Origin of the sequence: Halobacillus litoralis (assembly GCF_020171725.1) — a bacterium.
Lineage (GTDB): Bacteria > Bacillota > Bacilli > Bacillales > Halobacillaceae > Halobacillus > Halobacillus litoralis_F.
This window is the reverse complement of the sequence record NZ_JAIVAJ010000002.1, coordinates 46,977-60,578: the sequence shown is the minus strand read 5'-3', so window position 1 is coordinate 60,578 and position 13,602 is coordinate 46,977. Positions and strand designations below refer to the sequence as shown.

General features: G+C 45.3%; 11 protein-coding genes. 1 reads left to right on the top strand and 10 read right to left on the bottom strand.

Annotation, left to right across the window (positions count from 1 at the left end):
• Positions 1 to 10 precede the first annotated feature (10 nt).
• The 9 genes from polA to citZ form a co-directional block, all read right to left on the bottom strand.
• Complete coding sequence (gene polA, locus LCM20_RS04525; RefSeq protein WP_225194245.1) at positions 11 to 2,644, bottom strand: DNA polymerase I; 2,634 nt, start codon at positions 2,642 to 2,644, stop codon at positions 11 to 13.
• Positions 2,645 to 2,732: 88 nt separating this feature from the next.
• Complete coding sequence (gene hflC / locus LCM20_RS04520) at positions 2,733 to 3,656, bottom strand: protease modulator HflC (protein ID WP_225194244.1); 924 nt, start codon at positions 3,654 to 3,656, stop codon at positions 2,733 to 2,735.
• Positions 3,649 to 4,605 carry an FtsH protease activity modulator HflK gene (hflK, locus tag LCM20_RS04515; RefSeq protein WP_225194243.1) on the bottom strand — a complete coding sequence of 319 codons (957 nt, stop codon included), beginning with the start codon at positions 4,603 to 4,605 and terminating at the stop codon, positions 3,649 to 3,651. The genes hflC and hflK overlap by 8 nt, the downstream gene beginning before the upstream one ends.
• 286 nt (positions 4,606 to 4,891) lie before the next feature.
• A complete protein-coding gene (pnpS, locus tag LCM20_RS04510) occupies positions 4,892 to 6,646 on the bottom strand; it encodes a two-component system histidine kinase PnpS (RefSeq protein ID WP_225194242.1) in 1,755 nt (584 codons plus the stop codon).
• Positions 6,647 to 7,342: a response regulator transcription factor gene (locus LCM20_RS04505; RefSeq protein ID WP_225194241.1), complete on the bottom strand. Its 696-nt coding sequence runs from the start codon at positions 7,340 to 7,342 to the stop codon at positions 6,647 to 6,649.
• 295 nt (positions 7,343 to 7,637) lie between these two features.
• Positions 7,638 to 8,114 (bottom strand): MaoC family dehydratase, encoded by a 477-nt coding sequence (locus LCM20_RS04500; RefSeq protein WP_225194240.1) that lies wholly within the window; start codon positions 8,112 to 8,114, stop codon positions 7,638 to 7,640.
• Between the two features lie 79 nt (positions 8,115 to 8,193).
• The gene (gene mdh / locus LCM20_RS04495) at positions 8,194 to 9,132 is read right to left on the bottom strand and encodes a malate dehydrogenase (RefSeq protein WP_225194239.1); all 939 of its coding nucleotides are present in this window, start codon (positions 9,130 to 9,132) and stop codon (positions 8,194 to 8,196) included.
• 106 nt (positions 9,133 to 9,238) lie between these two features.
• Positions 9,239 to 10,513 carry an NADP-dependent isocitrate dehydrogenase gene (gene icd / locus LCM20_RS04490; protein ID WP_225194238.1) on the bottom strand — a complete coding sequence of 425 codons (1,275 nt, stop codon included), beginning with the start codon at positions 10,511 to 10,513 and terminating at the stop codon, positions 9,239 to 9,241.
• Positions 10,514 to 10,624: 111 nt separating this feature from the next.
• A complete protein-coding gene (gene citZ, locus LCM20_RS04485; protein WP_225194237.1) occupies positions 10,625 to 11,740 on the bottom strand; it encodes a citrate synthase in 1,116 nt (371 codons plus the stop codon).
• 220 nt (positions 11,741 to 11,960) lie between these two features.
• Here citZ and ytvI point away from each other — a divergent pair, with 220 nt between their 5' ends.
• Entirely contained in the window at positions 11,961 to 13,073 is a 1,113-nt protein-coding gene (ytvI, locus tag LCM20_RS04480) for a sporulation integral membrane protein YtvI (protein WP_225194236.1), read from the top strand.
• Between the two features lie 40 nt (positions 13,074 to 13,113).
• On the opposite strand, the gene LCM20_RS04475 is transcribed toward ytvI, so the two are convergent.
• The gene (locus tag LCM20_RS04475; protein WP_225194235.1) at positions 13,114 to 13,506 is read right to left on the bottom strand and encodes an FxsA family protein; all 393 of its coding nucleotides are present in this window, start codon (positions 13,504 to 13,506) and stop codon (positions 13,114 to 13,116) included.
• Positions 13,507 to 13,602: the final 96 nt, after the last annotated feature.

Here is a 13,602-nt window from a genome sequence, read left to right as displayed (position 1 = left end):
TTCTCCTTACTTACTTCGCATCGTACCATGTCGGACCGTATGAATAGTCCACTTCAAGCGGAACATCCAGATCGACGGTACTCGTCATGACGGAGGCGACGACCTCCTTCAGTTTCTCCACTTCTTCTTCAGGCGCCTCCAATATCAATTCATCGTGCACTTGCAGAATCATGGTAGCCTGGAAGTTTTCTTCTTTTAACCTGTGATCCAAATCGATCATGGCCTTTTTAATGATATCCGCTGCGCTACCCTGGATTGGGGAGTTCATCGCTGTCCGCTCTGCAAAGCTCCGCTTATTGAAATTACGGCTCGTAATATCCGGCAGGTAACGTCTACGGTTCATAAACGTCGTCACATAGCCTGTCCGTTTCGCTTCGCTGACGGTTTCACCCATATAATCCTTCACACCAGGATAGCTTTCAAAGTATTTATCGATGAAGGCTTGTGCCTCCTTACGTGTAATGCCAAGACTCTGCGAAAGTCCATAGTCACTTATACCATAGACAATTCCGAAGTTCACGGCTTTTGCCTGACGACGCATATCGCTCGTCACTTCGTCCTGCGCGACTCCAAACACTTCACTTGCTGTCTGCGTATGAATATCCAAGCCTTCTTTGAATGCCTGCATCAACTTCTCATCTTGAGCAATATGAGCGAGCACGCGCAGCTCAATTTGAGAATAGTCACTGGCGAACATGACCCAGCCTTCTTGAGACGGAACGAACGCCTGTCTGATCTTTCTGCCTTCTTCAAGGCGGATCGGAATGTTCTGCAGGTTCGGGTCGATCGAACTCAACCGCCCGGTTTGAGTGAGCGCCTGGTTGAAGCGCGTATGAATTTTGTTCGTATCCTCGTGGACAACTTTCAGAAGCCCTTCAATATACGTAGACTTCAGCTTCCCTAATTGACGGTAAAGAAGGATTTTCGGAATAATCTCGTGCTGGTCCGCGAGCTGCTCCAGTACATCAGCCGAAGTGGAATACCCCGTCTTCGTCTTTTTGATCACTGGAAGCTCCAAGGTCTCGAACAAAATAGGACCGAGCTGTTTTGGAGAGTTCAAGTTGAACGTTTCCCCTGCTAACTCAAAGATTTCCTCTTGCACCTTGTCCAGGCGTCCTTCTAACTCCTCTCCCATCCCCTTTAATCGGTCCACATCAAGCCGCACACCCTGGTGCTCCATTTCGCCAAGGATGAGAGCAAGAGGCATTTCAAGCTCTTGATAAAGTTCAAACTGCTCATTTTGTTTCAATTGATCTTCGGCCTGCTTCTTCAGTCGGAAGATCATATCCGCTTTCCGTCCGATGTGGCTCCGGAACGTTTCTTCGTCCGGAAGCTTCATCTTCGCTCCCTTGCCGTACACTTCTTCATCATACTGGACGCCCGTCTCACCCATTCGGTGGCTGATCGCCGGGATATCATGGTTATTTTCAGCCGGATTGATCAAGTAAGAGGCCAATAGCAGGTCGAAGGTAATCCCTTGAATATGAATGCCGTGGTGAAGAAGGGCGACGGTCGCAGCTTTGGCATCGAACACCCACTTCTCCTGTTCAGGATTCTCTGCCCAAGCTTTGAACGCTTCAGAATCCGTAGCCTGTTCAATCGTCATAAAGTATTTTTTCTCATCATTCACGATGGAGATCCCTTCGATCGGGGATTGATGATAGTTGTCGTGCAGCATTTCGACGACCATTGCTTCCTTCCCTGTAAACAGTTCAGAAGAAATTTCGCTCACGACTTCGATATCAATCTCGTCTACTGCCGTCTCTGTATCCCCTTCGCCGCCTTCCTGAACTCTTGATAAGAGAGATTGGAAGCCGAGCTCTTTGAAGAACTGACTGACGGTGTGCGTCTCGTATCCCTTGAAGGTTAGATCCTCCAGTGATACTTCGATCGGGGAATCGCGATTGATGGTCACGAGCTCCTTACTCATGAACGCCTCGTCCTTATTCGTTTCGAGCTTCTCTTTCAGCTTCTTCCCACTTACTTCGTCAAGTTGGTTATAAACGTTCTCAAGCTTATCAAACTGCTTCAGAAGCTTGACCGCCGTCTTCTCGCCCACACCCGGGACTCCAGGGATGTTGTCAGAGCTGTCCCCCATCAATGCTTTCAAATCGATGACCTGATCAGGGCGCACTTCCATTTTTTCCATCAGAAACTCGGGATCGTATGTATCCACATTCGTAATCCCTTTCTTCGTAAGGCTTACTGTAATGTTGTCACTCACAAGCTGAAGCAAGTCTTTATCTCCGGAAATCACTTTGACGTCCAAGCCCTTATCCCCGGCCTGCGTCGCTAATGTGCCGATGATGTCATCTGCTTCATACTGCTCGAGCTGATAATATTTGATCCCGAACGCATCGAGAAGTTCTTTCAATACAGGGAACTGCTCAGAAAGCTCGGACGGAGTCTTCTGCCGCCCGCCTTTATAATCCTTATACGTCTTGTGCCTGAACGTCGTTTTGCCTGCATCAAATGCCACAAGCAAATGATCCGGTTGGTCCTCTTCTAATATTTTTAAAAGCATGGTGGTAAAACCATATACGGCGTTCGTGTACACCCCTTTATCATTATTCAATAAAGGCAGCGCGAAAAACGCACGGTACGCGATACTATTCCCATCTATTAAGACAACCTTTTCAGCCATTTCATCCACTCCTATTCACAATAAAAAAACGTCTTTTCCTTCATTCTACCACGATTGCTGTAGAGAAGAAAAAGACGCGCGAAGCCTATTACTCGAAATAACCCAAAAGCAGCTGGGCATACGGGGAATCCTTCGGAAGAATGATCGTCGTTTCACCGTCGATGGTCTTCTTATAAGATTCCAGTGTTCTGTATAACTGATAGAATTCAGGATCTTGAGAAAAGGACTGGTTGTAAATGCGTGCCGCTTCCTGCTCGCCTTCTGCGCGGATCGTCTCTGCATTGGCATTGGCGGTCGACAGCATTTCCTGTACCTCTCGGTCGACCGTCGCAAGCTGTCTGTTCTTCTCCGCTTCCCCCTGTGAAATATATTTCTGGGCCTCTTTATTCCGGTCGGTAATCATTTGATTAAATACGGCTTGTTCGTTCGCTTCCGGTAGATCCGAACGCTTAATCCGCACATCCGCTACGACGATCCCGTATTCATCCCTCGTCAAATACTCATTCACCGTATTGGTGATCTCTTCGTTCAATGCCCCACGCGAGCTGTCCTCACTGATGATCTCAGAAAAATTCATCTTCCCGAGCTCCGTACGGACGATGGAAAAAATGAACTCCCCCATCCTTGCTTCTGCGTTTTCTACGGTACGCGCGTTCGAAATCATCGCTTCCGGGTCGGAAATACTCCAAATCGCGTAGTTATCGATGATCATCCGTTTCTTATCGAGCGTCGTAATCTCTTTCTCTTCGACATCATAGACCATCTTCTTCTTCGTCAACGTAGAGGTATCCTGAATCAAAGGAGCTTTGAACTTCAATCCCGGCTCTTCATAAATCTTAATAACATCACCAAACTGACGGACGACTTTGTATTCGCCCTCTTTCACGATCGTCACAGAACTGATAGCGATAAAGAGCACAATCGCAATCAACAGTATCGTCAGTCCTGCTCTTACAAAGACTTTAAGGTCCTTTCGGCTCTTTTCCTGAATGTCTTTGATGGAATCACTCATTGGAATCCTCCTCATCCGATGCGGCTGGTGGTGTAACCGTCTGAACTTGACCTTGATTTAAAGGCAGATATTTCATCGTGTTACCATCATCGTTCATGATGTAGACGTTCGCCTCCGGGAGTACCTCTTCGAGTGTTTCCATCATCAGCCGTTCACGCGTAATCGCCTGATTGCTCTGATATTCCGTCAACAAAGCATTGTATTTTGCCACGGCCCCTTTGGCTTCCTGAATCCGTTCAACCTTGTCCCCTTCTGCCCGCTGGATGATGGCGTCTTTCTCACCGAGCGCTTCTTCCCGCTTCTGGTTGCTGTATTTTTCCGCTTCATTGATTTTACTCTGCATCTGTTCGCGTGCATCCGTTACTTCTGTAAAAGCTCGACGGACTTCTTCATTCGGCAGGTCCACCTCTTGAAGCCGTACATCGATAATGGAAACCCCGACTTCATACTGTTCCATTAATGCGACAAGCCTCTCGCGCACTTCATTTTCGATCTCTGCCTTTCCGGACGTCAGTGCTTCATCGATTTCACTGCTTCCGATGACACCTCGTAAGGAAGAGGATGTCGCATTATTCAATACCTGCTTCGGATCCTCAGAAGCAAAGAGGTACTGTTCCGGCTCTGTAATTTTCCATTGGACGACAAGATCTGCTTGAACAATTTCATCGTCACCGGTGATCATCGTCGCCTTATCAGCCGCTTCTTCCTCTTCATTAAAGCCAAAGTCCAGACTGAACGTCTCCTTCGACATTTTTTCTACCTCTTGAACCGGCCACGGCATTTTGAAATGAAGTCCCGGATCCGTAATGCCTTCCTCCGCTTCTCCGAGCGTGATGACAACCGCCTGCTCGGACTCATCAACGGTGTACCAGGTGGTAAAAAAAGCGAACAAAAGAACGACAGCCAACACCAGTAACCCTGTCCATTTATAAATTTGTTTGACACTCATAGGATTTCCCCTTCTCTATGTATTGGTTACTAGTTATACGTTTCACGATTTGAGAAGGTTTCGTTTTACACTCCAAAAATATCCATAAAAATGAATTTCCAGCCAATGAAAAAGGATCTCCCTAGTTTAAAGGGAGATCCTCGAATGATTGTATCTTTATGTTTCATAAACTTTTCAAAAAGAGGCAGAAGCGAGGGATGCTTCTGCCCAATAGAGAAAACACCTTGGATGAAAGGGTTTCATAGGTAATGTAACAAACGAATATAAACTGAAAATAAAGGAAGTATTAAGTTTGTGTAAACTCCTTAGGAATCTCGACATGAAAAGTCGTTCCCTTGTCGATTTCGCTTTCGACGTGAATCCTGCCTTCATGGCCTTCCACGATATGCTTCACTATGGCAAGCCCGAGGCCAGTTCCCCCAGAGTTACGGCTTCTCGCCTTGTCCACTCTGTAGAAACGTTCGAAAATTCGAGAAATCTCTTCTTCCGGAATGCCAACCCCATTATCAGAAACCGAGACTCTGATAAACTCGTTGAATTCTTTCAGTTTAATCGATACATTCCCCTCTTCAGGGGTATAGTTGACCGCATTCGTCAACAGATTCATAAAGACCTGTTTCAGACGACTCGAGTCCCCTTGCACCATAGCATCGCCTTTCAGATCGACAATTAGTTTGATGTCCTTCTGATTGGCCTGCTGCTCGACAATCGGTATTAAATCATTCAGCAGTTTCTGAATCTCAATCGGCTCGATGTTCAAGTGGAAGTCTTCCCTCTCAAGTTTCGATAGCTCAAGTAAATCCTGAATGAGAGACTGTAAACGCCCGCTCTCTTTCAAAATGATTTGAAGGAACTGCTCCAGCATCTTCTCGTCTTTCATCGCACCATCTAAGAGCGTCTCAGAGAAGCCCCGAATGGACGTAATCGGTGTTTTCAACTCGTGCGATACGTTCGCTACAAAGTCCTTTCTCATTTGCTCCAGCTGCTTGAGCTCAGAGATATCGTGGAAGACCAACACGACGCCTTTCCACTTTTTGTTTTCACTGAAAATCGGAGCTCCTGTCACTTCCAAGTGCTTCCGATCAATGTTGACAGGAAGGACAAACATCTCACTCACCGTTTCTTCGAACATAATAATCCGTTTAACGGTTTCATGAATGGCAGTATGAGGAATCGCATCATGGTACAAATAGCTGATATAATCTTTTTCTTCTCCACCAAACGTTTCAAGGAAAGCAGGATTTACAAGAAGGATGTACCCTTTCTCATCAATTAACACAAGGCTGTTCCCCATGTTGTTAATCACGGCCTCCAGCTGATTCTCCTGCATCCCTTTCGTACTCGTCATTTCCTGCAGGTTGCGAGCCAATATGTTGATCGATCGACTAAGCTGACCCGCTTCGCCAAAATGACCTTCATACGTTCTCGCTTTATAATTCCCTTTTGCCAGTTCCGTCGCAACAGAAGCAGCAGAACGGATGGGACGGACATACTTCGAGAAAATATTGAACCCGATTAAGAAGATAGCAAGGAGGCCTAGCAGAAGGGTCACACCAATCAACAGCCAGATGTTCTTCGTGATGTTCGTCAACGATTTCACGGGAGAGAGAAGAACCAGCGTTCCTTCTGTCGTTTCATAGTCAATACTAACAGGGTAGTAAAAGATGTTCTCGATAATCTTCCCTTCCCGGTTCTCAATCTCTCCGTTCACGACCTGGTTCATCACCCGCGTTTTCTCTTCTTTAGAAATCAAAGGAAGCACATCAATGGTATTGATGACTTCTTCCCCTTTACTGGATACAAGCACCATACCTGTATTGAACTGTTCACTGAATTCGAGAAGTTCTTCCCGACTCACTTCATTATTTTCTGTAAAGTCTTCTATATAATCAGCAAAATACTGGCTTTCCACTTCAATACGCTGTTCGAAAACATTGATGAAGTAGCCTCTCGTAAGCTGAGCGAGAATAACGCCAAGACCAATCATCACGATGACAACGAGAACGGTGTACGTGAGCAGTGGTCTCGTATTAGACGGCATTTATTTCGGCTCCTCCATTTTGTAACCAAGTCCACGGATTGTTTTAATGTAAACAGGCTTTTTTGTATCAGGCTCGATTTTTTCGCGAAGGTGACTGACGTGGACATCGACAATTCTCGTATCACCAGCGAAATCATAATTCCACACCGCACTCAGCAGTTGATCTCTAGAGAGCACTCTCCCCAGGTTCTGCGCTAAGTACAGTAGCAATTCAAACTCTTTCGGCGTAAAGGTAAGTGGATCTTCTTTGATTGTCGCCTCGTATTGCTCCGGATAAATGGTTAAGTCTGCAATTTGAATATGGTCCTGGTTGTCCTCAACAGGCTCACGGACCATCCGTCTTAAAATGGCCTTAATTCTTGCCACGACCTCACGCGGACTGAAAGGCTTCGTCAAATAGTCATCCGCCCCAAGTTCGAGACCAAGGACTTTATCAAACTCATCATCTTTTGCCGTCAGCATAAGAATGGGGGTATCGACTTGTTTCTGGCGGAGTTGTTTACATACTTCCATTCCATCCATTCCCGGAAGCATGACATCCAGTACAATTAAGTCGAACGATGTATTAGACGCTTTCTCAAGAGCGTCTGTCCCTGTATAGGCTACTTCTGTTTCATAGCCGGATTGTTCAATATTATACTTCAGTAGTGTGACGATTGATTCCTCGTCGTCAACAATTAAAATCTTCTGTTCCATTCCCATCACCTCAAGCTACAAGTTACCTTCATCATACAATGAACTTTACAGTTTGAATACGGATCTTAACGAATTTTACTTAATCTTAATAAAGGCCGTATGATCAATATGGTATAGGAGTTGGTTGTTTTATACACAAAAAGGAGAAAAAAGAAGGAAGGCTGAACGTAAGGACAATAAACCCGAACAGCTTCCTATGCAGCTGTTCGGGTTTATTTTAAAAAAGGTTTGAGTTTTAGGAAGAATCACCTTCTTTTATAAAAAGAAGACTCCTTCTTCATACAATATCTTTCGTTTAATAAAAATTCTCCAGGGAAGTCGCATTCATCGAGCTCGGTTCGTATGGCGGCTGAACGGTGAGGGATCCTTTGACGACTTCATCCCCCTCTTCATCATAACCCGTTACGTGAAGGACCACTTCATGCTCGTTGGTGTCTAGGTCCGTCAGTTCCACATTGAAGCGCACCTCTGCATAGTGGTAGACCGGCTTTGGATAGTCGAGATCCTGTCGAATGATATGACTTCCAGGACCGGGCAGATGCATCGAAACAATCGAGGAAACCATTCCGAAAACCATGACACTCGGTACGATTGGTCTTTTGAAAGGGGTCTGTGATGCATAGTCGTGTTGAATATAAAGAGGGTTCGCATCGTCCGTCAACCCTAAGTACATAAGGAGATCACGATCCTCTACCGAAAAGGATGTCGTAAACGTTTCCCCCACTTTTAAATCTTTAATCTTTCTTCCGAGCTTTCTTTTTTTATCCAACATGATGGGTCACCTCTTTGTAAGCGTTTTCTGAAACGGTTGTAAAAAAAGGATCCGAGGACAACCTCGAATCCTACTCCCTCTATTTTAATACATTGAGGACATTTTTAACAGAGTCTGCTGACTGATTGAGCTGTTCTTTTTCATCTTCTGTCAGTTCCAGTTCAATGACCTCTTCAATTCCATTCCCGCCAAGAATGGTAGGAACGCCAAGATAAATGCCATCGTAACCATATTCTCCTTCTAGATACGCAATCGCAGGAAGAATACGACGCTGGTCCTTCAGGATGGCTTCTGCCATTTGAACTAAAGAAGCGGCCGGAGCATAGTAGGCACTTCCGTTCCCAAGGAGCCCGACGATTTCGCCTCCCCCTTTACGAGTACGCTCCACGATTGCATCCAGGCGGTCTTTAGAGATTAGTCGTTCAAGAGGAATTCCTCCGGCAAAGGAATATCGAGTCAATGGCACCATATCATCTCCGTGCCCGCCTAGTACGAAACCAGTCACATCTTTGATCGATACGTTTAATTCCTCTGCAACAAATGTACGGAAACGCGCCGTATCAAGCACTCCGGATTGACCGATTACACGGTTCTTCGGAAGACCAGCTTCCTGGAAAACGGAATACGTCATCGCGTCTACAGGGTTTGTCAAAACGATGATGAATGTTTCAGGAGAATACTTCACAATTTCTTTTGTTACACTCTTCATGATTTTGGAATTGGTATTGACAAGGTCATCGCGGCTCATCCCCGGCTTACGGGCGATTCCAGCCGTAATAATGACTAAGTCTGAATCCTTTGTATCTTCATAGTTTGATGTGCCTTTAATGTGCGCATCGAAACCTTGCACCGGGCTCGCCTCAAGCATGTCCAGCGCTTTTCCTTTGGTTGGGTCTTCCATATCAGGGATATCGACGAGTACGACATCCCCCAATTCTTTCTGGGCCGCCATTAGAGCTGTTGTGGCACCAGTAAAGCCTGCACCAATTACAGAGATTTTATTTCTTCGAATTGCCATAGTAATCCCCTTTCCATCTTACACTTCAAGTTTATGCTCTTAATCATACAACAAGAGGCCGGCGAGAATCCACTTTTCTCTGCCAGCCTCTTTATGTTTTAGGGAATTAACCCATATTCTTAATTAACGCATCTCCGAATTCGGAACATTTCACTTCGGTAGCGCCGTCCATCATACGAGCAAAGTCATACGTTACGGTCTTGCTTCCGATTGTCTTATCCATAGAGTCAGAGATTAGTTGAGCCGCTTCTCTCCACCCAAGGTGCTCAAGCATCAGTACGCCTGAAAGGATTACAGATGAAGGGTTCACCTTGTCCATTCCTGCATATTTAGGAGCTGTTCCGTGAGTTGCTTCAAAGATAGCGTGCCCCGTTTCGAAGTTGATGTTCGCTCCAGGAGCGATTCCGATTCCACCCACTTGCGCAGCAAGTGCATCAGAGATGTAATCTCCGTTCAAGTTCATTGTTGCAACAACATCGAACTCTTTAGGACGAGTCAGGATCTGTTGAAGGAAGATATCTGCAATCGCATCTTTCACGATAATTTTGCCTTCTGCTTCTGCAGCATCTTGTGCTTTATTTGCAGCGTCTTTTCCTTCTTTTTCTACGATACGGTCATACTCAGCCCATGTGAAGACCTTGTCACCGTATTCTTCTTCCGCCACTTCATAACCCCAGTTCTTGAAGGAACCTTCCGTGAACTTCATGATGTTTCCTTTGTGAACAAGTGTTACGTTCTTACGACCTTCGTTCAGTGCGTAATCGATCGCTGCACGAACAAGACGTTTCGTTCCTTCTTCAGAAACCGGCTTGATTCCGATTCCTGATGTTTCAGGGAAGCGAATGTTATGTACTCCCATTTCGTTCTGAAGGAATTCGATCACTTTCTTCACTTCAGGAGTACCTTGCTGCCACTCAATACCAGCGTAGATGTCTTCTGTATTCTCGCGGAAAATAGCCATATCTGTATCTTCAGGACGCTTTACAGGAGAAGGCACACCTTCGAAATAACGTACAGGACGCAGGCAAGTAAATAGATCTAATTCTTGACGAAGAGCAACGTTCAAGGAACGGATTCCTCCACCGATTGGAGTCGTCAAAGGACCTTTGATTGCGATTTTATAATCACGAATGGTATCAAGTGTCGCCTCAGGAAGCCATTCTCCCGTCTTGTCGTAGGCTTTCTGACCTGCATATACTTCTTTCCACTCGATTGATTTCTCACCATTATAAGCTTTATCAACAGCTGCTTCGATAACACGGCTTGCTGCTGCCCAGATATCGGGACCGATTCCATCTCCTTCGATGAAAGGAATAACCGGGCGGTTAGGTACGACTAAATCTCCGTTTTGTTCTACTGAAATTTTTTCTGCTTGTGACAATGGAAACCCTCCTAGATTTGTTTCAATACTTTTTTGGGATGTTACATCCTCTTCTATCATACGTTAAACTATAAAGAATAAAAAGCCTGTCCCTACTGATCCACCCTTGGATCAGCGGTCTTCGATCGGTGTGTAGGATTGACCTTTTGGACCGACATATTCCGCTCTTGGACGGATCAGACGGTTATTGGAGTACTGCTCAAGAATATGAGCGAGCCATCCAGATACACGGCTTACGGCAAAGATCGGCGTGAAAATATCGTGATCGATCCCAAGGCTGTGATAAACGGACGCAGAATAGAAGTCCACGTTAGCTGGCAGACCTTTATTCTCTTTAATATAGTCTTCGATCTTAACTGACATTTCGTAATACTTGGATTGCCCGGTTAATTCTGTAAGTTCACGGGACATTTCTCTCAAGTGCTTTGCGCGAGGATCGCCGGTGCGATATACACGGTGCCCCATACCCATGATTTTCTCTTTGTTTTTAAGCTTCTCTTCAATGGCTGGGATCGCATTCTCTACTTCACCAATCTCGGTGAGCATCTTCATAACGCGCTCGTTAGCTCCACCATGCAGTGGTCCTTTCAGTGCGCCGATCGCAGCCGTTACGCCCGAGTAGACATCAGAAAGCGTAGCTACACATACACGGGCTGTGAATGTAGAAGCGTTCAATTCGTGGTCTGCGTGAAGCACAAGTGCTTTATTGAATGCTTCAACCTCGATATCTTCAGGGTCTTTGCCATTCAACATATATAAGAAGTTTGCAGCAAAGCTCAGTTCTTTTTTAGGTGAAATCGGTTCTTCTCCTTTGCGAATACGTGCAAAAGCTGTTACTACTGTAGGGATTTTCGCTTGCAGGCGCAGTGCCTTACGTTTATTTGCTGCTTCTTCCATTACATCTGACTCTGGATCGAACAGTCCTAACATTGAGACAGCTGTACGAAGGGCAGCCATTGGATGAACAGTGGACAGGTCATAAGACTTCAAGTGACCGATCACTTCTGTAGGGATATCCATATTTGAGACGAGCTCTGTTTTAAATTCATTCAACTCGCTTAATGTCGGGAGTTTTTGATTCCATAGTAAATAAACAACTTCTTCAAAACTGGAATGATTCGCTAGATCATCGATGTCATAGCCAACGTATGTAAGCTTATCATCAATGATTGAGCTGATCGATGAATCCGTTGCTGTAATTCCTTCTAAACCTTTAGTAGATGCCATACAATCTCTCCTTTTAAGTAATTCCAAAGTTTCCAAGTCTATCCGACAAGAAAACGCTTTACTTTTACAGTATAAACAATTAGGAAATGAACCCCAGATTCAATTATAAAGTATTCTGAAGAGAATGTGAATTGAAACCGGTTAAATTTCTGGGTTTTTATCAAATGATTCGAACTTTGGTCGCAATCTGTCTTTCTTTGACCTGTAAAGGAGGATCCCCTTGAACAGCCTTTTGTCACAACGTTTTTTCCGTTTGATCATGCTTCTCTCCATTCTTATAGTAGCCCTTTATATCTTTTATTTCTCATGGAAATACCTATACCCTTTTATCATCGCTCTAATGCTTGCCTGGATCTTACAGCCTTTCATATCGCTTCTCCAACATCGGTTTCGAATCCCAAGACCACTCGCCGTCGTACTGCTGCTTGGATTCTTTTTCACCTTCCTATCATCTCTTATATTGCTGGTGATTGTTGAAGCTGTAAAAGGAATCAAAATTATGGCCGTCGATACACCAGCGAAGGTCGAACAGATGGTGACCCATGTATTGACTCAGGTCAAATCTGTGTTTTTTAAATTTTCAGGAGGGATGGAAGAATGGATCAATTCCCTTCCCATTTCTGACCACTTGTCCTTACAAGAGTCATGGACGGTTCTAGAATCTAAGATCAGAGAACTTGCATCTACTGTCATTGAATCTGTTCTTGGAATTCTGACGATTGTACTCACTAGCATTCCAACGTCTCTGACTTCGTTCCTTGCCTTTGCACTGGCAGCCTTTTTCTTTAGTAATGACTGGGACAAGATGGAGAACGCATTGTCTAAAGTGGTTCCGGAATTCTGGCGGGAACGAGCCAGCCTGATTCCGAAGCAGATGAAGCAGACCGTGAAAGGCGTAATCAAAGCACAAATCATTTTAGTGTGTGTTTCAAGCGTTCTTATCTTTACGGGGCTTAAGCTGTTTCAACTCGAGCATGCCACAAGCATCACGCTCATCGCAGCATTCGTTGACTTGATCCCTTACATCGGAACGGGAGTCATTTTCGTCCCTTGGGCTGTTTATGCGTTTTTTCAAGGAGACTTCCTAGTAACAATCCAATTGAGTAGTTTGTATATGATTGTGATGATCACAAGGCAGCTGCTTGAGCCTAAGCTGCTCGCCTCTCATTTCGGCATACACCCTGTCCTTCTATTAATGGCACTGTTCTTAGGCTTTCAACTGCTGGGTGTCTACGGCATGCTCCTCAGCCCGTTTATTCTCGTATGCATCAAGACTCTTCACACAACCGGTATGCTTCATTTGGCGCTGGACTTCATCATGATCAGAAAATAAAAAACAGCCATTCTCTGAACTCAGAGAATGACTGAAAGCATTATCTGCGATAGATGGTGACAGAACCTTTATCCATCATTCGCATAATGATTTTGCGAAGCAATCGCTTGATCGGCGCTCTTGTCGCCGGAACAAGTAGAATAAAGCCGATGGCATCCGTGATGAAGCCCGGGGTCAGAAGAACCGCTCCACCCACGAGAATGCAGGCCCCGTCCAGCAAAGCATCCTGTGGTGGCTGCCCTGTCGACATCGACTGCTGAACGTTTCGAATCGTCTCAAGACCCTGTTGTTTCGCGAGCCAAGCGCCAATGACACCTGTCAATACAATGAGCATGATCACCCACCAAGGCCCGATCCAATTCCCGGCCCAGATGAGAACGCCTATTTCTAAAGCTGGTACAATCAGTATAAAAAGCAGCAACCAGCGGAACATACAATCGTCCTTTCCAATCCTTTTCTTTCATTATACCCACCAACCGGATAATCATAAAGTAATACGGTCAGTGGTAAGGCAGGAGTTTTTCGAACC

Bases quoted from the DNA above. Each gene is read 5' to 3' on its own strand.
- polA (WP_225194245.1), bottom strand. From the start codon at position 2,644: ATGGCTGAAAAGGTTGTCTTAATAGATGGGAATAGTATCGCGTACCGT.
- hflC (WP_225194244.1), bottom strand. From the start codon at position 3,656: ATGAGTGATTCCATCAAAGACATTCAGGAAAAGAGCCGAAAGGACCTT.
- hflK (WP_225194243.1), bottom strand. From the start codon at position 4,605: ATGAGTGTCAAACAAATTTATAAATGGACAGGGTTACTGGTGTTGGCT.
- pnpS (WP_225194242.1), bottom strand. From the start codon at position 6,646: ATGCCGTCTAATACGAGACCACTGCTCACGTACACCGTTCTCGTTGTC.
- LCM20_RS04505 (WP_225194241.1), bottom strand. From the start codon at position 7,342: ATGGAACAGAAGATTTTAATTGTTGACGACGAGGAATCAATCGTCACA.
- LCM20_RS04500 (WP_225194240.1), bottom strand. From the start codon at position 8,114: ATGTTGGATAAAAAAAGAAAGCTCGGAAGAAAGATTAAAGATTTAAAA.
- mdh (WP_225194239.1), bottom strand. From the start codon at position 9,132: ATGGCAATTCGAAGAAATAAAATCTCTGTAATTGGTGCAGGCTTTACT.
- citZ (WP_225194237.1), bottom strand. From the start codon at position 11,740: ATGGCATCTACTAAAGGTTTAGAAGGAATTACAGCAACGGATTCATCG.
- LCM20_RS04475 (WP_225194235.1), bottom strand. From the start codon at position 13,506: ATGTTCCGCTGGTTGCTGCTTTTTATACTGATTGTACCAGCTTTAGAA.